The 20,731-nt window shown below is 46.3% G+C and carries 17 protein-coding genes and 1 other RNA gene; 17 read left to right on the top strand and 1 reads right to left on the bottom strand.

Annotated features, from left to right (window positions below; translation table 11 throughout):
- Window positions 1-104 precede the first annotated feature (104 nt).
- From metG to ffs, 9 genes are all read left to right on the top strand, one after another.
- Window positions 105-2,096 (top strand): methionine--tRNA ligase, encoded by a 1,992-nt coding sequence (metG, locus tag DW819_RS11555; protein ID WP_118733421.1) that lies wholly within the window; start codon window positions 105-107, stop codon window positions 2,094-2,096.
- Window positions 2,097-2,159: 63 nt separating this feature from the next.
- Window positions 2,160-2,921, top strand: coding sequence for a TraX family protein (locus tag DW819_RS11550; protein WP_118733420.1), 762 nt, complete (start codon window positions 2,160-2,162; stop codon window positions 2,919-2,921).
- Between the two features lie 29 nt (window positions 2,922-2,950).
- Window positions 2,951-3,721, top strand: a complete 771-nt coding sequence (locus DW819_RS11545; protein ID WP_118733419.1) for a TatD family hydrolase — start codon at window positions 2,951-2,953, stop codon at window positions 3,719-3,721.
- Between the two features lie 66 nt (window positions 3,722-3,787).
- Complete coding sequence (gene rsmA / locus DW819_RS11540; RefSeq protein WP_118533721.1) at window positions 3,788-4,660, top strand: 16S rRNA (adenine(1518)-N(6)/adenine(1519)-N(6))-dimethyltransferase RsmA; 873 nt, start codon at window positions 3,788-3,790, stop codon at window positions 4,658-4,660.
- A 101-nt stretch (window positions 4,661-4,761) separates the two neighbouring features.
- A complete protein-coding gene (locus DW819_RS11535; RefSeq protein ID WP_118733418.1) occupies window positions 4,762-5,811 on the top strand; it encodes a DUF6128 domain-containing protein in 1,050 nt (349 codons plus the stop codon).
- A gap of 173 nt (window positions 5,812-5,984) precedes the next feature.
- On the top strand, window positions 5,985-6,440 hold the full coding sequence (gene tadA, locus DW819_RS11530; RefSeq protein ID WP_118733448.1) for a tRNA adenosine(34) deaminase TadA: 456 nt from the start codon (window positions 5,985-5,987) through the stop codon (window positions 6,438-6,440).
- Window positions 6,441-6,465: 25 nt separating this feature from the next.
- Window positions 6,466-7,152 carry a D-lyxose/D-mannose family sugar isomerase gene (locus DW819_RS11525; protein WP_118733417.1) on the top strand — a complete coding sequence of 229 codons (687 nt, stop codon included), beginning with the start codon at window positions 6,466-6,468 and terminating at the stop codon, window positions 7,150-7,152.
- Window positions 7,153-7,194: 42 nt separating this feature from the next.
- On the top strand, window positions 7,195-8,145 hold the full coding sequence (locus DW819_RS11520; RefSeq protein ID WP_118733416.1) for a carbohydrate kinase: 951 nt from the start codon (window positions 7,195-7,197) through the stop codon (window positions 8,143-8,145).
- An 89-nt stretch (window positions 8,146-8,234) separates the two neighbouring features.
- Window positions 8,235-8,496: signal recognition particle sRNA large type (gene ffs, locus DW819_RS11515), an RNA gene on the top strand.
- A 72-nt stretch (window positions 8,497-8,568) separates the two neighbouring features.
- Here the strand turns inward: ffs and DW819_RS16075 are convergent.
- Window positions 8,569-8,784: a helix-turn-helix transcriptional regulator gene (locus DW819_RS16075; RefSeq protein ID WP_118733415.1), complete on the bottom strand. Its 216-nt coding sequence runs from the start codon at window positions 8,782-8,784 to the stop codon at window positions 8,569-8,571.
- Between the two features lie 131 nt (window positions 8,785-8,915).
- Between DW819_RS16075 and DW819_RS11505 the strand changes: the two genes are divergently transcribed.
- The 8 genes from DW819_RS11505 (at window position 8,916) to DW819_RS11470 (ending at window position 20,377) form a co-directional block, all read left to right on the top strand.
- The gene (locus DW819_RS11505; RefSeq protein WP_118733414.1) at window positions 8,916-12,830 is read left to right on the top strand and encodes an InlB B-repeat-containing protein; all 3,915 of its coding nucleotides are present in this window, start codon (window positions 8,916-8,918) and stop codon (window positions 12,828-12,830) included.
- Between the two features lie 262 nt (window positions 12,831-13,092).
- Window positions 13,093-14,169 (top strand): ATP-dependent 6-phosphofructokinase, encoded by a 1,077-nt coding sequence (locus DW819_RS11500; protein ID WP_243025822.1) that lies wholly within the window; start codon window positions 13,093-13,095, stop codon window positions 14,167-14,169.
- Between the two features lie 42 nt (window positions 14,170-14,211).
- Window positions 14,212-15,819 (top strand): DNA polymerase III subunit gamma/tau, encoded by a 1,608-nt coding sequence (gene dnaX, locus DW819_RS11495; RefSeq protein WP_118733413.1) that lies wholly within the window; start codon window positions 14,212-14,214, stop codon window positions 15,817-15,819.
- Between the two features lie 41 nt (window positions 15,820-15,860).
- A complete protein-coding gene (locus tag DW819_RS11490) occupies window positions 15,861-16,214 on the top strand; it encodes a YbaB/EbfC family nucleoid-associated protein (RefSeq protein WP_118733412.1) in 354 nt (117 codons plus the stop codon).
- A 1-nt stretch (window position 16,215) separates the two neighbouring features.
- Window positions 16,216-16,812, top strand: coding sequence for a recombination mediator RecR (recR, locus tag DW819_RS11485; protein ID WP_118533726.1), 597 nt, complete (start codon window positions 16,216-16,218; stop codon window positions 16,810-16,812).
- A 27-nt stretch (window positions 16,813-16,839) separates the two neighbouring features.
- Window positions 16,840-18,741 (top strand): tetratricopeptide repeat protein, encoded by a 1,902-nt coding sequence (locus tag DW819_RS11480; RefSeq protein ID WP_118733411.1) that lies wholly within the window; start codon window positions 16,840-16,842, stop codon window positions 18,739-18,741.
- Window positions 18,741-19,577 carry a Cof-type HAD-IIB family hydrolase gene (locus DW819_RS11475; protein WP_118733410.1) on the top strand — a complete coding sequence of 279 codons (837 nt, stop codon included), beginning with the start codon at window positions 18,741-18,743 and terminating at the stop codon, window positions 19,575-19,577. Before DW819_RS11480 ends, DW819_RS11475 begins: the two co-directional genes overlap by 1 nt.
- A gap of 47 nt (window positions 19,578-19,624) precedes the next feature.
- Window positions 19,625-20,377: a CvpA family protein gene (locus tag DW819_RS11470; RefSeq protein WP_243025820.1), complete on the top strand. Its 753-nt coding sequence runs from the start codon at window positions 19,625-19,627 to the stop codon at window positions 20,375-20,377.
- Window positions 20,378-20,731: the final 354 nt, after the last annotated feature.

Raw genomic sequence — 20,731 nt, 5'->3', positions numbered from 1 at the left:
AGATCGCCAGGCATGAGGAAGCCGCGCATTATATTGAGTTTTCGCGGATTTTATGATATAGTTGGTTTAATTAGCGCACCGAAAGTTTAGGAGGAATTTGGCTCATGTGTCAGAATGAAAATTGTAATTGTAAGAAACCGTATTATATTACCACCGCGATTGCCTATACATCCGGCAAGCCGCATATCGGCAACACCTATGAGATCGTGCTTGCAGACAGCATCGCGCGTTTTAAAAGAGAGCAGGGCTATGATGTCCGCTTTCAGACCGGTACTGATGAGCATGGTCAGAAAATTGAGTTAAAGGCTGAGGCTGCTGGTGTAACTCCAAAGCAGTTTGTAGACGATGTGGCAGGTCAGATCAAGACAATCTGGGATCTGATGAACACTTCCTACGACAAATTCATCCGTACCACCGATTCCGATCATGAGGCTCAGGTACAGAAAATCTTCAAAAAACTGTACGATCAGGGTGATATTTACAAAGGCTATTATGAGGGCCTTTACTGCACACCGTGTGAGTCCTTCTTTACCGAGTCCCAGTTAGTAGACGGCAAGTGCCCGGACTGCGGCCGCGAGGTACAGCCGGCCAAAGAGGAAGCTTACTTCTTCAAAATGAGCAAATACGCAGACCGCCTGATCGCGTACATCAACGAGCATCCGGAGTTCATCCAGCCGGTATCCAGAAAGAATGAGATGATGAACAATTTCCTTCTGCCGGGTCTGCAGGATCTGTGCGTATCCAGAACCTCCTTCACCTGGGGCATTCCGGTTTCCTTTGATCCGAAGCATGTTACCTATGTATGGCTGGATGCACTGACCAACTATATCACCGGCCTTGGCTACGACTGCGATGGCCATAGCGGAGAACTGTTTGATAAATACTGGCCGGCAGACCTTCACCTGATCGGTAAAGATATCATCCGCTTCCATACTATTTACTGGCCGATCTTCCTGATGGCGCTGGATCTGCCGCTCCCGAAGCAGGTATTTGGTCATCCGTGGCTTTTACAGGGTGATGGCAAGATGAGTAAGTCCAAGGGCAACGTGCTTTACGCAGATACTCTGGTAGACTTCTTTGGCGTGGACGCTGTCCGCTACTTCGTTCTGCATGAGATGCCGTTCGAGAACGATGGCGTGATTTCCTGGGAGCTGATGGTAGAGCGTATGAACTCTGACCTGGCTAACATCCTTGGAAACCTGGTAAACCGTACCATCTCCATGTCCAACAAGTATTTTGGCGGCGAGGTGAGAAACGGCGGTGCTTCCGATGCCGTTGATGAGGACTTAAAGAATGTCGTTCTGGCATCCGTAAAGAAGGTAGAGAGCAAGATGAATGAGCTTCGTGTGGCAGATGCCATCACCGAGATCTTCAACATCTTCCGCCGCTGCAACAAATATATCGACGAGACCATGCCTTGGGCACTGGCCAAGGACGAGGCTCAGAAAGAGCGTCTGGCAACCGTTCTCTACAATCTGGTAGAGGCCATCACCATCGGTGCCTCCCTGCTGGAGTCCTTTATGCCGGATACATCCAAGAAGATCCTGGCCCAGCTCCATGCGCAGAAGCGTGCCCTTTCCGAGATGGATCAGTTTGGTCTGTATCCGTCCGGCGAGCATGTAACCGACGCGCCGGAGATCCTGTTTGCAAGAATGGATCTTAAGGAAGTAATGGAAAAGGTAGAGGCTATGCGCGCAGCAGAGAAGGCTGCACAGCCGGCTGCTGAGGAAGTAAAGGAAGAGGAACCGGTTATCGACATCGAGCCGAAGGCTGAGATTGAGTATGATGATTTTGCAAAGCTTCAGTTCCAGGTTGGCGAGATCATTGCCTGCGAGGCAGTCAAGAAGTCTAAAAAGCTTCTCTGCTCCCAGGTTAAGATAGGCAGCCAGGTAAAGCAGATCGTCAGCGGCATCAAGGCACATTACTCACCGGAAGAGATGGTAGGCAAGAAAGTTATGGTAGTTGTCAACTTAAAGCCTGCAAAGCTGGCCGGAGTTCTGTCTGAGGGCATGCTCCTCTGCGCAGAAGACGCAGACGGCAACCTGTCCCTGATGGTTCCGGAGAAGAAGATGCCGTCCGGTGCAGAAATCTGCTAAAGTAAGATTCTGCAGTAAAAACATGGCAGTTGTGAGGCTGCTGAAAAAGAGGAACAAAGACAGATGTCTGAAAAACAGTTTTTGAGACATGGATTAAACGGCAATCAGCTAAAGCTGATTGCCGTTATCAGTATGCTGTGCGACCATGCAGCTATCAGGCTCCTGGCGTATGGTCTGATTCCGGCGTTGTATGTGGCTGGGGAAAACATGGCAGCAGAGCGGTGGAACCAGGCGTTCTGGATTCTGCGGTCCGTGGGGCGTATGGCGTTTCCGATTTATGTGTTCCTGCTGACAGAAGGATTCTGTCACACCAGAAACCGCAGGCGCTATGCGCTGCGTCTTGGTGTATTTGCCTTGATTTCGGAAATTCCCTTTGATTTACTTGTTTACGGGAAAATATGGGATACACACAGCCAGAATGTATTTTTTACACTGTTTCTCGGTGTGCTTATGCTGACTGCGGTGGACTGGATTGGCAGGAATACCGATGCGGCACTGGCACAGTACCGGCAGATGGCGGTGGTTGTAGGAGCGGCACTTCTGGCCTGGTTTTTGCGGACTGACTATGACGCGGCCGGCATTATGCTGATCGCGGTGCTGTTCTGGTTTCGCTTGACACCGGATACGGCGTGTCTGGCTGGCTTTGTCCTGATGGCAGCAGCAGAGTTCCGGCCGGTTTATATTCCAGGACTTGCGGTATCCTTTTTCCTGATCCGGTGCTACAACGGAACCCGTGGAAGCTGGAAAGGCAAATGGTTTTTCTATCTGGTGTATCCGGTGCATCTGCTTGTCCTGTATGGGATTTCAAGACTGGTGTTCGGGTAATCCGGATTTTTGATAAAAAGGAGATTACAATGATTTTTGATACCCATGCCCATTATGATGATGAGGCGTTTAATGAAGACCGGGATGCGGTCTTAAGGAGTCTTGCGGAACACGGCATTGAGGCCGTGGTAAACGTGGGTGCCAGCATCCAGACAACGAAAAATACACTGGAGCTGATGAAAAAGTATCCGTTCGTATACGGTGCAGTTGGTGTGCATCCAAGCGAAACTGCAGAGCTGAATGACCATCTTTTTGACTGGCTGCGCCATGTGGCCGGGGAGAAAAAGGTGGTGGCCATCGGTGAGATTGGCTTGGATTACCACTGGGATGAGCCGGAACCGGAGCTTCAGAAAACATGGTTTGTGCGGCAGCTTGGACTGGCGCGGGAAAAGAAACTCCCGGTCATCATTCATAGCCGTGACGCGGCTAAAGATACTCTGGATATCATGAAAGCAGAAAAGGCAGGGGAGATTGGCGGTGTAATTCACTGTTTCTCTTACAGCCTGGAGATGGCAAAAGAGTACCTGAACATGGGATTTTATCTGGGAATCGGCGGGGTGCTTACCTTCAATAACGCAAAAAAATTAAAAGAGGTGGTTGCTTACATGCCGCTTGACAGGATTGTGCTGGAGACTGACTGTCCATATCTTTCTCCGGTTCCGAATCGCGGAAAGCGCAATTCTTCCCTGAATCTTCCATACGTGGTGGAAGAAATCAGCAGAATCAAAGATGTGCCGGCAGAGCAGATCATTGAGATAACAAACCGGAATGCAAAACAGATGTATCGGCTTTCATTGTAATCGAAAAAATTGTGTGATAAGATAAGATGAAATACAAGTAAACAGCCGAAACAGGAGAATTATAGAATGAGAGAAAAACTTGGCAACCCGAAGAATACCATCGAGGTGATCCAGAAATACCAGTTTGCATTCCAGAAAAAGTTCGGACAGAACTTTCTGATCGATCCTCATGTACTAGATAAGATCATTGGGGCAGCAGGTGTGACAAAAGAGGATATGGTGCTGGAAATCGGACCGGGTATCGGAACCATGACGCAGTATCTGGCAGAAGCGGCCAGAGAGGTGGTTGCGGTAGAGATTGATAACAATCTGATCCCGATTCTGAAAGAAACTCTGGCAGAATACGATAATGTCACTGTGATCAACGAGGATATTTTAAAGGTTGACATAAAAAAGCTGGCAGAGGAACACAATGGTGGACGCCCCATCAAGGTTGTAGCAAACCTGCCATATTATATTACCACACCGATTATTATGGGTCTGTTTGAAAGCAATGTGCCGATCGACAACATTACGGTTATGGTACAGAAAGAGGTGGCAGACCGCATGCAGGTGGGACCTGGCTCCAAGGATTATGGTGCCCTGTCACTGGCAGTGCAGTATTACGCAGAGCCATATATTGTGGCAAATGTACCGCCGAACTGCTTCATCCCGCGCCCGAATGTAGGTTCCGCAGTTATCCGTCTGACCCGCCATAAAGAGATGCCGGTTCAGGTGGCAGATCCGAAGCTGATGTTCCGTCTCATCCGCGCTTCCTTCAACCAGCGCAGAAAGACCCTGCAGAATGGTCTGAACAATGCGCCGGATGTTTCTTTTACCAAGGAACAGATCGTGGCTGCCATTGAAAGCCTGGGTGTACCGGCTACCATTCGCGGCGAGGCACTGGACTTACAGCAGTTTGCGCAGCTTGCAAATTATTTTACGGAAAACTGTAAATAAACTGAATACGGATTTTGGACATAGCTCTTATTGTCTCCGCATATATAGTAATGTACGTTCGGAATTTCCGGAGTACTATAATCGCGGAGGGGATGAGAGCTATGTCTGATTATCGGAGACTGATTTCGTACATATATGCCTATGAGGGCGGGGAAAAAGGAAAAAACATCGGCTTTGCCAAGATTGATATGCGTGGCCCCCAGTGCCGTATTCAGGTGAATGTGAAGAAAGTGTATGTGGGCAGCAGTGATGTGGGGGTGTATCTGCTTCATGCCGGTGGAGAACTTCTGCTTGGCCGGATTTTTATCCGCGGCGGTGCCGGAGAATTCCGTACCCAGATACAGTCGGAGAATGTGGATGGTTCCGGTCTGCGTGTGGATGACTGCTATGGGCTTACCATTCATGAGGTGGAAAATGCCTGGCAGAGTTACACGACCATCTGGGAGGACGCGGTGGCACAGACGGCAGAAATTCAGTTGGCAGAGGTGACTGCGGAGAATCTGAGAAAACAAAAGGAAGATCAGGAACTTACGGTTTCCGCAGAAATTGAGCGGGAACTGGAAGCAGAGGAGCAGAAGCTGGAGGCTACGGCGCCATGGGGAGAAGAAAATGAAAATGTGGATAAGGACAGTTCAGAGCCTGTAATGCAGCAGGAAACTCTCCAGGAGGAACCGAAGTCCCTGGAACAGTCTCAACAGAATCCAAAAGAGCAGCAATCTCAGCCCCGGGGCCCGGAGGATACCGCTCGTCTTGCCGAGCTGGACCGGGAAGAAAATGAGGAACTGGCTGACACCAATATCTGGAAGAAGATGAGTGATCTGTATACCAAGGTTCTGGCTTTTGACTATGATAACGGCTGCGAGATCCTGTCCATCAAACCACAGGATATCGGTCTTTTGCCGAGGGAGGTCTGGACCTATGGCAATAACAGTTTTCTTCTTCACGGTTACTATAATTACCGTCATCTGATTCTGGCAAAGCTTCTGGAGCCGCAGCAGCCGCCCAGGTATCTTCTTGGTGTGCCCGGCCATTATTTCAGCAACGAGAAATATATGGCGTCCATGTTTGGCTTTCCTCATTTTGTGCTGGCCAGGAAACAACCGCAGGGAGATGGGCGTTTTGGATACTGGTATACGGATATCCGGCTGTAAGAGAATGAAAGAATGATTTGCCTCTTCCTTAACAGAAGACTTTCCGCTATACTGATAACAGAAAATATCTGGCTATGGGCTACGATGTCGGAAAGGAAGGAAATGTGGCAGAAGAAAAAAGAACAGAAGAAATATCAGAAATAAAGCAGGAGCCATCGGTATCACCGGAGGACATGCGTTATATGAAAGAAGCCATCCGGCAGGCGAAAAAAGCGGCAGCTTTGGGAGATGTCCCTATCGGCTGCGTTATCGTCTATCAGGACAAGATCATTGGCCGTGGCTATAACCGCCGCATGGCAGACAAGACCGTACTGGCTCATGCGGAGATTCTTGCCATGAAAAAGGCCTGTAAAAAGATGGGGGACTGGCGGCTGGAGGATTGTACCATGTATGTGACTTTGGAACCGTGCCCCATGTGTGCAGGGGCCATTGTGCAGGCACGCATTCCGCGGGTTGTAATCGGATGCATGAATCCAAAGGCAGGCTGTGCCGGTTCTGTTCTGGACATGCTCCATGAAGAGGGCTTTAATCACCAGGTACAGACCGATATCAATGTGTGCCGGGAAGAATGCTCCGGCATGCTATCGCAGTTTTTTAAAGATCTGCGCAAAAAACGGGCAGAAAAATAAATCACACAGGAGAAGGGGGATTCTTATGAAACGAAGTGAGATCAATGCAGCATTAAAGGAAATGGAGCAGATGGTTCAGAAATACCGGTTTGCGCTTCCTCCATTTTGCAATTTTACACCGGAAGAGTGGGGAAAGAAAGGTCATGATTATGACGAGATCCGTGATAACATGCTGGGGTGGGATATTACGGATTATGGACTGGGGGATTTTGACAAGGTTGGATTTTCGCTGATCACGATCCGCAATGGTAATCTGAATATGAAGGACAAATATACGAAAACCTATGCGGAAAAGCTGCTTTATATCAAAGAAGGGCAGTACTCACCCATGCATTTTCACTGGTCCAAGATGGAGGATATCATCAACCGTGGCGGTGGTAATGTACTGATTCGAGTATACAATTCCACAAAAGAGGAAGACCTGGACAAAGTTCATGATGTGCATGTGCATGTGGATGGGCGGGAAATGGTGGTTCCGGCAGGAAGCCAGGTGCGTCTGACACCGGGTGAAAGCATCACGATCTATCCTTATATGTATCACGACTTTGAAGTGGAGAAGGGAAGCGGTCCGGTCCTTCTGGGAGAAGTCAGCCAGTGCAACGATGATAACACAGATAACCGCTTTTACGAGAAGATGGGAAGATTCCCAAAGATTGAAGAGGATGAAAAGCCGTATCGCCTGCTTTGTACTGAGTATCCGGCAGCAGAATAACCGGAGAAGCAGATTTCAAAGGAAATATGGAGGGATGATACCATGTACGATGTGATTGCCATTGGAGAACTTTTGATAGATTTTGCGACTCAGTCCGCAGATGCAGAAGGCTATCCGACCATGAAGGCGAATCCGGGCGGAGCACCGGGGAATTTTCTGGCAGCCTTGAGCCGGTATGGCGCCAGAACAGCATTTCTTGGCAAGGTGGGGGACGATGCATTCGGAAAGCTGTTGCTTGAGACTATGCAGAAAGCAGGAATTGAGACCAGGGGGATTGTGGTGGACGACTCTGTGTTTACCACATTGGCGTTTGTAACGTTTTCCCCGGAAGGAGATCGTACCTTCAGCTTTGCCAGAAAGCCCGGAGCAGATACCCGGCTGTCGTTTGAGGAAATAGATTGTTCCATGCTCGATGAGGCATCGGTAGTCCATTTTGGAACACTGAGCCTTACTGATGATCCGGCGCGCACAGCAACAAAGAAGTGTGTCGAATATGCCAAAAAGCAAGGAAAACTGATTACCTTTGACCCAAATCTGCGGCCTCCGCTCTGGAAAACACAGGGTGAAGCGAAGCAGCAGATCCTGTGGGGGCTTTCTATGGCTGATGTGGTAAAAATCAGTGATGAGGAGGCAGAATTTCTCTGGGGTACAGCAGATGAAAAGCATGCTGCAGAGGTTCTGCTTTCCGAGTACGGCGTCCGTCTTGCTATGATTACGATGGGGCCGCGGGGCGCGTATCTGGCAAACCGGAACGCCGGTGCGTATGCTGTATGTCCGGCCGTGACACCTGTTGATACCACAGGTGCAGGTGATATTTTTGGAGGAAGCGCCGTTTCCAGACTTTTAAAGATCGGGAAGAAACCGGAAGAACTGGATGAGAACGAACTTTTCAGCATCGGACGGTTTGCATGTACTGCAGCAAGCCTTTCTACCATGAGACAGGGCGGCATTCCCAGCATTCCGGAAGAACAGGAAGTACTGGAGCAGATGTAGTCCTTGACAAAAGCTGTGTTTCTGGAGTATACTAAACAGGCATTTGCGATGAACCATGCAGATGCGCACAAGAACAAGTCAAAAAGCTTCCGCGCAGCCGGGGAGATAGCGGTGCCCTGTATCTGCAATCCGCTCCAGCAGAGGTGATATCCCGCCTCGGATGCGAACTTGCAGGGCTGCCCCTGGTAAGCGGCGTTGACGTTTGGGTCTTGCGCAACAGAACCTCATGAACCGTGTCAGGGCAGGAATGCAGCAGCACTAAGTGAGTCATTCTGTGTGCCGCAAGGAAGCCTGGACCGAGCTGGCTGCCAGGGTAACGCCTGTGAGCCGTATACAAAGCGGGGTGCGCGGATTTAAAAAGAATAGTTTAGCAGGAGTATCATTGCTTTCAGTCAAGATATTCCTGCTATTTTTTTCTGCTATTTAGTCTGTGTTATTTTCAGATCGAGTATATTCGATAATGTCTGTTATGTCGCATTCAAGCATATCGCAAAGATCATTTAATGTATTGATCGTGATGCTTCGATCATGCTTTAAATTATCCAACATTCCCCGGCTCATTTGATATTTTGTAATAAGCTCATATTGAGTAATATGCTTTTTGCGTAAAGTTTCCCACAAGGGTCGGTATGTGATCATATTGTTCTCTCCACTCATGAAACAAGTTTACTCAACGAATAGGAAATTTTATATTGCCATAAATATGGGAATGCATTACTATATAAATAGCATTCCCATATTTATGGCAATATAACAAGGAGGTTGGTAGAATGAAAAAGCAATGGATTGCTTGGGGATTGATTTCGGTAATGATTTCTGGAACTGTATTGGAGAATTATGGAACTATATGGGCTTTTGACAAGGAAGTATCAAATAACAGATATGCAGCCACATCCAGCAACGCCAATATGGAAGAATTGCCTTGGGGGGATATAAGTCAGTATGCCACACCAAGTGATGTGGAATATGGAGAAATTAGCTATGCTACGGAAAGTGACGCGAAATTAAAGGAAATTAGTTATGCTACAGGCAGTAATATGGATTTGCAGAAAAAATTTTTGTGTGAGGACGGGGTTATAATATCTCTGGATTTGCAAGATATGATCTTGCCGGAAGATACAGATATTCAGATTAAAACGGTAGAGGTCCCAGAAGAAGCAAGGAAAAAGCTGAAATTGGCAATAAAAGAAAGCGGTAAAGAATTATCGGATATTTATGCGTATGATATTACATTTTGGAGTGAAGATGAAAAAATTGAAGTGGGGGATGGTGCTCAAATTACATTTGAATTTTCAGAAAGTGTAACAGGTGAGCAGTTGGAAAATTCGGAATTATTTTGTTTTAAAAATAAACGGGTAACGGTTGTAGACAAGCAGATAGAAAATAATAATGAAATAAGCTGCTATATGGATGGAAAGTCTGTGTACGGTGTGGCATTAGCACAGGAAGATGACTACATTCCAATTTATACGGCTGAAGACTTACAGAATATTCAAAATGATTTGTCAAGTAATTATAAATTAATGAACGATATTGATATGTCCGGTTTTGTATGGAAACCAATTGGTGGAGATACGAAGCAAAAACTTCGAGGGTTTAAGGGAACATTAGATGGTCAGAATTTTAGCATATCAAATTTAAATTTGAAAGAAGGGAAGAAATATAAGGATTCAGGAATAAATATTGGATATGGTATATTTACAGAATTGCCAGGAACTGTAAAAAATTTAAAAATTACAAATTCTGTTTTAGAGCTAGATGATGATTATATAAATGCTGATGAAGTTTCATCCATTAATGCTGGACTGTTAGCAGCTTCGCTGGTTGGAGGGACAATTGAAAATTGTGTAGTCCAGGATTGTGAAATATGTTTAAGAACAACATTGGAAATTCAAAGTATGAGTGTGGGCACTTTGACTGGAAATGATTCGGGAATATCGACTATAAAAAAGTGTAGAGTTAATAATTCTACGCTTAAAGGCAGCACATATTCAAGACTTATATTAGGTGGAATCGCTGGTAGCGTATATGAGATAAACGATAGTATTTTTGCTGGTACTATCAATGTTGTTTCTACGGGCAATTATTCATGGCCTTCATATGTAGGTGGGATTACAGGAATAGCAGGCAACCAGATAGAATCTTGTGCGAATTTCGGAGATGTAACGGGAACTGCTTCATATGGAATTATTACAGGTGGAATCACAGGCAGGGCGTCCGCAATGGTATTACCAGTCAGTATGTGTGCCAATGATGGGACCGTATATGCAGATTCAAGAATGGCTAGGGGTGTAGCAGGAGGAATTGTTGGCGAACTTGATAGTTCTTCTGTTGAGAACAGCTATAATGCGGGTAATGTAAGAGTGGCAGCAGGATATGCAGGTGGAATTATTGGATATAATAGACAGGGAACCGGCTCTATTAGCTGTTGCTATAATATTGGAACTATTGAAAAGGAAGCGAATGATAAAAACTCTTATGCAGGAGACATTACGGGATATAGCACAGGAGGTGCATTCGATAAAAAAATCGAGAAATGTTATTATATTAATATAGGCATAGGAAATAGAAATAATAATGAACTGACAGATAAACTGGCAAAAGCAACTTTTAGTGAGATGGAAGAACAGAGTACATTTGACGGATTTGATTTTGACAGCATTTGGGTAATGGGAGAGGAAACATATCCATATCCTGTTTTGCAGTGGCAGGGGGAAGCGAATGGTGATATTGATGTAGATGTTCCGGATGAAACAAAACCTTTATACATTACCTACGCGTCGGTTGAAAAGGAAAATGTATATACGGACTCGGATATAGTGCTTAAATTTAATAAACCAGTTCAGATAGGCGGAGATTTTTTATCTGACGGAACGAATGATACATTTCAAATCAAGGAATATATAACCGGAGATTCATATTATGCCTGGAATGCTACTACAGCGCAGTATGAAGTGGATGGGAATGTATTTACATTAAAAAATGCTTTACAGGATTTATCTGAAGGTATTTTATATTATCTTTACATACCGGCCGGATTTTTCGTTTCAAATGATGAAAGTATTGAACCTTGTACAGGTAGAGAAAAATTTAATTTTGTTATACAAGTTGATGATATGAGAATAATTAAATTTGTATACACAATTAATGGGGAAACATTTACTAAGGTAAGGGCTGTACATGAGGGTGAGATTTGCAAAGAACCAGAAGATCCTGAGTGGGATGGGTATATTTTTGCCGGATGGTATACAGCAAAAAATTTTGATCCGCTTAGTAAATTTGATTTTTCTAAAAAGATAAAAGAGAATGTGATTCTGTATGGAAAATTTGTTTTGATCCAGCAAAACAAAGATGATAAGGATAATCCGGACAAGGTATCTGATCACGATGATCCATATAAAATGAAGAATAAAGATAGTGGTTTTACCAACTGTGGTTCAATTAATGGAAATGTGATTTGGCGAGCGTACAAAGATGGAGAGCCATTGGTGGGATATCAAAATGATCTTTGGTATAATGGCGTAAAAGGAAATTTCCTTTTTGATGAAAATGGAATAATGCTTACAGGATGGCATAGTGTAGATGGACGACTTCGATATTTTGATGAAACACCAGGACATAGAGGATTTGAAATAACGCCATCGGATCTTGCAGAACGTTTAAAAAAGAACAGTGCATATAAAGAAATAGCAAAATACGATGACGCAGCTGAGTTTGCCAAAAATATGGGTTTTGTGGATGCAACAGAATATCTTATTGTGAATTATGATGATGTATCATCTATGATAAAGAAGTGGTTTGTTACGGGGAAAAATCCCATTGATAAAAATGAAGATTGGGCGCAGTCCTATCTCAAAGAAATTATTAATGGAATATGCAATACAGATGTCCATAAAACAGAGTTATATTTAAATGACAACCCATTGTTTACAAATCCGTCGCAAAAAAACACATCTGCGTATTCTTCAATAGCATTTGACGCTATGAAAGATTTAATAAAAGGGACAGAGTATGCTTCCGTAGAGGAATTGTTTGAGTATGTAAAGAAGGCTGCCAAGTGTTCAGCGGAGACAGTGGATGTTATTCTGACCAATTATGCCAGCAACGTGGAATTGCTGGATAGGTATGAAAACATATGTCCGGAATTGAAAGATGTTATTGAAAATATAAAAGCTGAGTATCGAAATGCTGTGCGGATTGATTTGAAAAAAGCAAGTATTGATAAGATTACAAAGGAGTTAAATTTAGAAAATCTGAATGCAGCCTATGAAGCAATTTCTTCAAATGCAGGTCAAACTGAAAAAGTTTATGACTTGGCTAAGGCATCAGCTGAGTTGGATGAAACTTATAATCGTATGGTGGAAAAAATGTTTAAGAAAACTTTAGCGGAAGTTACTAAAGATTTTACCACAGTGTCAGAAGTTGAAAAAGTAATCCAAAGTGCATATATGCGTGGACGGTCATTGGAGGCTTTAAAACGTGCAGAGGAAAAATTTATAGCAAACCCTAATAGTTATTCAGCACAAACAGATTATTTCGCTGCATATGAAATTGCGCGGGAAGCAACAAAGATTCAGTATGATGCAATGTTTAGTTACTACAATCTAAATGGATCTAAAAAGAAGGCGGAAGAACTCTTCGATAAATATCAGGAACTTGTTCAAAAGAGTGCCATGAACTATTAATGATTTAAAATAGGATGAAAACAGCAGAACCGAAAATGTATACGGTTCTGCTGTTTTTGGTATAAAGATATAATGTTATGTAATAAAATCATGGACAAACGAGAAAACAGTGTATTATAATGTAACGAGCGAAAGTGAGCCAAAAACGTGCTTGCACGGTTGTGGCGAACGGCGAGGCAAACGAGTGACGGAGTCACGAGTAGCAGAATGGGGAAATTTTCCCTATGTTCACGAAAAATAAAGAAAGAAGGGTGTGTCTTCGATGAGAATTGGAATGCTGACCAGCGGCGGCGACTGCCAGAGCTTAAATGCAACCATGCGCGGTGTGGCCAAAGCGCTGTATAAGATGTTTGAAGATGTAGAGATCATTGGTTTTGAAGATGGCTATAAAGGCCTTATGTACGCAGACTACCAGATCATGAAACCTTCGGATTTTTCCGGAATCCTGACAAAGGGCGGAACCATCCTCGGAACGTCAAGACAACCGTTCAAGCTGATGCGTGTTCCGGATGAGAATGGTCTGGACAAGGTAGAAGCCATGAAGCACACATACCGGAAACTGAAACTGGAATGTCTGGTGGTGCTGGGTGGAAACGGAAGCCAGAAAACGGCCAATCTTCTGAGGGAGGAGGGCCTTAACGTGGTATCCCTTCCGAAGACGATCGATAATGATCTCTGGGGAACTGATGTGACCTTCGGCTTTCAGAGCGCCATCAATGTAGCAGCAAATGCCATCGACTGTATCCACACAACTGCGGCATCCCATGGCCGTGTTTTTATTGTGGAAGTCATGGGTCATAAGGTTGGCTGGCTGACGCTGTATGCCGGAATTGCGGGCGGAGCAGATATCATCCTGCTTCCGGAGATTCCATACGATATCGATGTCATTGTTGAGGCGTTAAAAGAGCGCAGCAGACAGGGTAAACGCTTCTCTATTCTGGCGGTTGCGGAAGGCGCGATCTCCAAAGAGGATGCGATATTAAGCAAGAAAGAATTAAAAGAAAAGAAAAAGAATCAGGTGGTATATCCGTCCGTAGCTTATGCGCTTGGCGCTCAGATTACGGAAAAAACCGGACAGGAAGTCCGCGTTACCGTTCCGGGTCACACGCAGAGGGGCGGGGAGCCATGTCCTTATGACCGGGTGCTTTCGACCCGTCTGGGCGCGGCAGCAGCCAAACTGATTCAGGAAAAGAAATACGGTTACATGGTAGCAGTGAAGAACAACGAGATCACAGAGGTTCCGCTGGAAGTGGTTGCCGGCAAGTTAAAGACGGTAGACCCAAACTGCTCCATGATTCAGGAAGCCAAGATGATCGGAATCAGCTTTGGCGACGAATAACGGCATTCATTTCGGACTGCCGGAAGCAAGGAGTTAAGGAATATGTCATACACTGCACTGTACCGCAAATGGCGCCCGGTGGAATTTGACGATGTCAAGGGCCAGGATCATATCGTGCAGACTTTGAAAAACCAGATTACCAGCGGACGTATCGGACATGCGTATCTGTTTTGCGGCACCCGCGGAACCGGCAAGACTACCATTGCAAAGATCTTTGCCAAAGCGGTTAACTGTGAGCATCCGGTGAACGGAAGCCCATGCAACGAATGCGCGGCCTGCAAGGCCATTGCATCTGGAAGTTCCATGAATGTGGTGGAAATTGATGCGGCATCTAACAATGGTGTTGAGAACATCCGTGAGATTCGTGAGCAGGTTCAGTATCCGCCTACTGAGGGAGCATACCGGGTCTACATCATCGATGAGGTGCATATGCTTTCTACCGGCGCGTTTAACGCGCTGTTAAAAACCCTGGAGGAGCCGCCGTCTTACGTAATCTTCATTCTGGCGACTACAGAGGTTCACAAGATCCCGGTCACAGTCCTGTCCAGGTGTCAGCGCTATGATTTCCGGCGTATTACCATTGACACCATTGCGGCACGTCTGCGGGAACTGGCTGATGCAGAGGAAATCCGGGTGGAGGAAAAAGCTCTGCGTTATGTGGCCAAGGCGGCAGACGGCTCCATGCGAGACGCGTTAAGTCTTCTGGACCAGTGTGTGGCGTTTCATTACGGCAGTCTTCTTACCTATGACAATGTGCTGGAGGTGCTTGGCGCAGTAGATTCAGGCGTGTTCAGCGAACTGCTTCGCGCCGTGCTTGCGAAAGATACCACAGCATGTATGAAAAAACTGGAAGAGATGGTCATCCAGGGCCGGGAACTGGGACAGTTTGTCACAGACTTTATCTGGTATCTGAGAAACCTTCTCATATTAAAAACTGCGGATGACGCGGAAAACATGCTGGATATGTCTGAGGATAACTTAAAGCTTCTGAGGGAAGAGGCAGAGATGATAAGCGGAGAGACGCTCATGCGCTTTATCCGGATCTTTTCTGAACTCGCTAATCAGATCCGCTATGCCAGTCAGAAACGCGTGCTTATTGAACTGGCGCTCATTAAGCTGACCAAGCCGCAAATGGAGCCGAATCTGGATTCTATCCTGCAGCGTCTGGATGAGCTGGAAGACCGGATGGATGAAGGTGTTCCGGTCAATGCGGAGATGATGCAGCAAATGGCGGTCCGGATGGGAACGCAGGGAGCAGCGATCACGACGACAGCAGCAGAACCGGTACAGGCACCGCAGCAGGTGGTCATTCCGCGTGCACAATTAGAGGACTTAAACCTCATCCGCCAGGACTGGGGAAAGATCATCCGGGAACAGGGCGGTTCTATCCGGCCGAGCTTCCGTGACACAGTTCTGGAGCCAAGCGGCGACAGCTGTCTGTGTATTGTGTTTTCCAACAGCGATAACTATGCGATCGGAAGCCGCCCGACGGTTCTGGGGGCATTGGAGAAGTATGTAGAAGAACAGTATGGCAAGACCATGTATTTCAAAGCGCGCATGCGCAACGCCGGAGAGCGTTTGAACACCATCTACGTCAGTGATGAAGAACTGAAAAACGCGATCCATATGGATATTACCATTGAAGATTAGTAAAACAATTCAGATATAGAAAACAGGAGGAGTAATTGATCATGGCAAAACGTGGAGGATTCCCGGGCGGTATGCCGGGCAATATGAATAACTTAATGAAACAGGCGCAGAGAATGCAGCGCCAGATGGAAGAGACTACCAAAGAGCTGGAAGAGAAAGAGTACAGCGCGTCCGCAGGCGGCGGTGCGGTCACTGTAACGGTTTCCGGTAAAAAAGAAGTGCTTTCTGTGAAGCTTGCGGAGGAAGTGGTAGATCCGGATGATATCGAGATGCTTCAGGATCTCATCGTGGCGGCAACCAATGAGGCGCTTCGTAAGATGGAGGAAGAGTCCCAGGCAGCTATGTCAAAGCTGACCGGAGGTTTAGGTGGTTTGGGCGGAGGCTTCCCATTCTAAAATGGATTATTACAGCAAACAGATCACAACACTGATCGAAGAATTATCAAAGCTTCCGGGGGTTGGAAGCAAATCAGCCCAGAGACTGGCATTTCACATCATCAACATGCCGCAGGAGCAGGTGGCAAGCCTGGCGGGAGCCATTACGCAGGCCAAGGCCAACATCCGCTACTGTAAGGAATGCTATACGCTGACGGATCAGGAACTTTGTCCCATCTGCAGCAGCGACAAGCGCGATCACAAGACCATCATGGTGGTGGAGAATACCAGAGATCTGGCTGCTTACGAAAAGACCGGAAAGTATGAAGGTGTGTACCATGTACTGCACGGAGCAATTTCTCCGATGCTGGGTATAGGACCCAATGACATCAGGCTGAAGGAGCTAATGCAGCGTCTTCAGGGGGACATAAAAGAGGTGATCATTGCCACCAATTCAAGTCTTGAGGGCGAGACCACGGCCATGTATATCAGCAAGCTGATCAAACCGACGGGGATACGCGTAAGCCGGATCGCAAGTGGTGTGCCGGTGGGCGGTGATCTGGAATATATTGATGAAGTAACCCTGCTGAGAGCCCTGGAAGGGCGCGTGGAGCTGTAAGCCGTTGGCAGGAAAGGAGTGCAGAAGATGGATAAATACGAGTTCAACATAAAAGTAGAACAGATCAGAAAATTAAGTAATCAGGGCGATTTTGAGACGGCCATGAAGATTGCGGATACCATTGACTGGAAAAAAGTCCGCAATGCCAATCTGTTGTCTATGGTTGCCAATGTATATGAGAAGAACCATGAGTATCAGGACGCGAAGGATATCCTGCTCATGGCTTTTGAGCGTGCGCCGATCGGTAAGCGCCTGCTTTACAAACTGACAGATCTTTCTCTGAAGGAGGGAAATGTCGAAGAGGCCAATGCATATTATCGTGAGTTCTGTGATCTGGCGGGAGATGATCCGCGTCAGCATTTGCTCCGCTATATGATCTTAAAGGCTATGGACGCGCCGATTGAGCAGCAGATCCATTCTCTGGAAAGTTACACGGAAGAAGAACTGGACGAAAAATGGCTGTATGAACTGGCTGATCTGTATCATCGTGCAGGCGACGCAAACCGCTGCGTGGCAGCATGTGATAAGATTATGCTGATGTTTGGTCTGGGCAAGTATGTAGACAAGGCTATGGAACTGAAAATACAGTATGCGCCGTTAAACAAATACCAGATGGATCTGGTGGAGAACCGGGACAAGTATGAGGAGAAACTTCGCGCAGTGGAACAGGCTTTTGAGGCGGAAGATTCTGTGGATCATGATGAAGAACTGCCCGATCAGGACCGGACTGTTGAATCAGAAATAATGGAAACTTCGACAGAGCCGGATGTGGTGGCTGAGGAAACTGCGGAAATTGAGAATACGGCTGAGGAAAATCAGGATGTCAGCATTACCCCGGATCTGTCTTATGGAAAAGAAGTGATCGCGGCTCAGGTGAAACAGGCTGAAGCTGAGGCACAGCTTGCGAAAGAGGTGTCGCGGATAGGTACTGATGAAGTAGAAGAGAATGAAAATGATCTGGGCAAGACCCGTGTACTTGATTCCATCCGCCGTATGCCGGCGGCAGAGCAGAATGCAGTTGCAGCGCAGGAAACTCCAGAACCGGAGGCAGAAGAAGAGCTGGAGGTGGAAGAGCTTGAGGAAGAGCCGGAGCTTCCGCGTATGACCAATCATCTGATGATTGAGGCGCGTTCTCCTGAAAAGGGCATGGAGATTGCCATTCAGACTTTGAAGCAGATTCAGAAAGAGACTGGAGTCAAGAATCCGGTGGCAAAGATTACCGGTTCCAAGCTGAATAAGCGAGGAATTCTTGCCTGTGCAGATAAGCTGAGCGGAAAAGATCTGATGATTGAGGAGGCTGGAGATTTAACTCCGCAGATGATCGGAGAACTGGAAATACTTATGACCCGTGATACAAGCGGCATGCGCATTATCCTGATCGATAATCCAAAGCAGATGGAGATGCTGCATGCGCAGAATCCATCTTTGGCAGATAAGTTTGAGTGCATCGGCTGTGATTATCCGCCGGTGCAGGATGCAGAGCCGGAAGTTCAGTCCGAAACAGTTCGTGAAGACCAGGCGGATGCGCACTCTGAAGCTGGAGCAGAAGACCGGTCGGTACGCCGCATTGCTCCGGTCAGCGAAGAAGCAATGCGTGCGCCGGAACCGGAAGTGGAAGAGAAGGATACGGAAGAAGAGGCAGCAGAAGAGGAAGAAATGGGCATTGATGAATTTGCTCAGTACTGCTGTAAATATGCATCGGAAATCGATTGTAGCATTACCGGCAAGAGTATGCTTGCGCTTTATGAGCGGATTGAAATCATGGAAGAAGATGGCATCCCGCTGGTCCGTAAAGAAGCGGAGGCTCTAATTGAGGAAGCTGCAGATCGTGCGGAAAAGCCATCTCTTGGAAAGGCCATCAAGGGATTGTTTTCTTCCAAGTATGACAAAGATGGTATGCTTATTTTAAAGGAAGAGCACTTTATATAATGAGAACAGATATCAGATTAATAGCCTTGGATTTAGACGGGACGCTTCTGGATAGCCAGAAGCGTCTCTCTGCCAGGAATGAAAAAGTATTGCGGGAATGTATTGCCCGCGGAATTTATGTTGTGCCCTGTACCGGACGTATCTGGAGCGGAGTGCCGGAATTTCTGCGTATTTTGCCAGGAATTCAATATGCCATTACGACGAATGGCGCTATCGTGGAAGATGTAGAAAAACACAAAATTCTGGATGAACGCAAACTGAGCTGTGCGCAGGCGGTCGAGATTCTGGAACTGGCAGAAAAATTCCATACGATGTATGATGCATATGTAGCTGGCTATGCTTATGGTGAAAGCCGCTTTCTTGAACATATGGATGAGTATGCGATTCCGGATACGATCCAGACCATGATCCGTCAGACACGTCGGGAAGTTCCGAATGTAATGGAAAAAGTCCGCGATACCGGACTGCCGGTAGAGAAGATCAATTATTTCTTTGGAGATCAGCAGGAACGGGCACGTGCCAGACGGGAGCTGCAGGAACGCGGTGATGTAATTGTCAGTTCATCCCTGGATAATAATCTGGAGATCAATGCGCAAGGAGCAACCAAAGGGGAAGCAATACTTCGACTGGCGAAACATCTGGGACTGAGCAGGAAGCAGACTATGGGATTCGGTGATGGGGAAAATGACATGACTATGATCCGCATGGCCGGTATTGGCGTTGCCATGGGCAATGCGGTGGAAGCGCTGAAAACAGAAGCGGATTATGTTACAGTGACCAATGATGAGGACGGAGTGGCAGACGCGATTGAAAAGCTCGTGCTTTCTGCTGATTAAAATTTTGGATGCGGTCAGCTTGTGAGAGTAGAAGAAGACCGTAATACATGGAATATGGCAGAATGGAGCGGAAAATGGATTTTTTAACAGAACACTGGCTGTCTGTGGGTGTGGGCGTATTCTGGCTGTCTATGGTTCTGTATGGGCATTACAGAGGGCTGGTGCGCATCGCTGTGACGATGTCAGCTTTGATATTAAGCCTGATTGTGACGCGGGTGGCAATGCCTGGTGTCACAGCAGCATTAAATAACAATACTGCGATTCATCAGACGATTGGACAGGGACTTCTGCACATGGCGGGAGTTCAGGGTGATGCAGAAAATGAAGCGGAGGTACAGCCGTCTTATCAACGGGATATGATAGAAAAATTGAAATTGCCCGAGCAGATGAAAGAAGTGCTGCTTGAAAACAATAACAGCGAAATCTATCAAATGCTGGGAGTAGAACGTTTTTTTGATTATCTTGGTTCTTATCTGACAACCATGATTATACGGGTCCTTGGATCTGGGATCCTGTTCTCAGTGGTTTTTCTGTTTTTCCGTGTTGGAACGCACTGGCTGAATCAGATTGCAAGGCTGCCGATCCTGTGGGAACTGAATCAGCTGGCTGGTGCGCTACTGGGGGCGGTGGCTGGCCTGCTGTTTATATGGCTGGCTGGGCTGGTGATCAAAGCTTGCTCCGGAATGCCGTGGACACAGCCACTTCTGATGCAGATTGAAGCAAGCTGGTGGCTTAGCCTGTTGTATCAAAATAACTTGTTTAACTGGTTGTTCATTCGCATTTTAAATGGTTTTTTGTAAGGGAAAATAGCGTGGAGAAGGGGCTTTGGATGCATTCTTGCATTTGCAGCTCCTTTTTTACGATAAAATAAGATAAAATTTGGAAAAACCGTTGACAAACCAGCAGTAAAATGATATAGTATAACTCACCCGCGAAAAATAGCGCGAGGGTAAAAAAGAAAAAATAAAAAGTTGTTGACAAGCGCGTGAATATCTGGTAAGATATAACACGCTGCTGAAAACAGCAAAGCGAATCTGAAAAGATTCAAAAAGAAATTTAAAAAAGTTGTTGACAAAGCGAAAACGATGTGATAAAATATTGAACGTTGCCGCTGAGAACAGCAACAACATGAACCTTGAAAATGAAAGATTGAA

The organism is Clostridium sp. AM33-3, from assembly GCF_003480315.1.
In the GTDB taxonomy this organism is placed as follows: Bacteria; Bacillota; Clostridia; order Lachnospirales; family Lachnospiraceae; genus Brotaphodocola.
The sequence above is the reverse complement of the archived record's forward strand: the minus strand, read 5'-3'. Positions and strand labels throughout refer to the sequence as shown.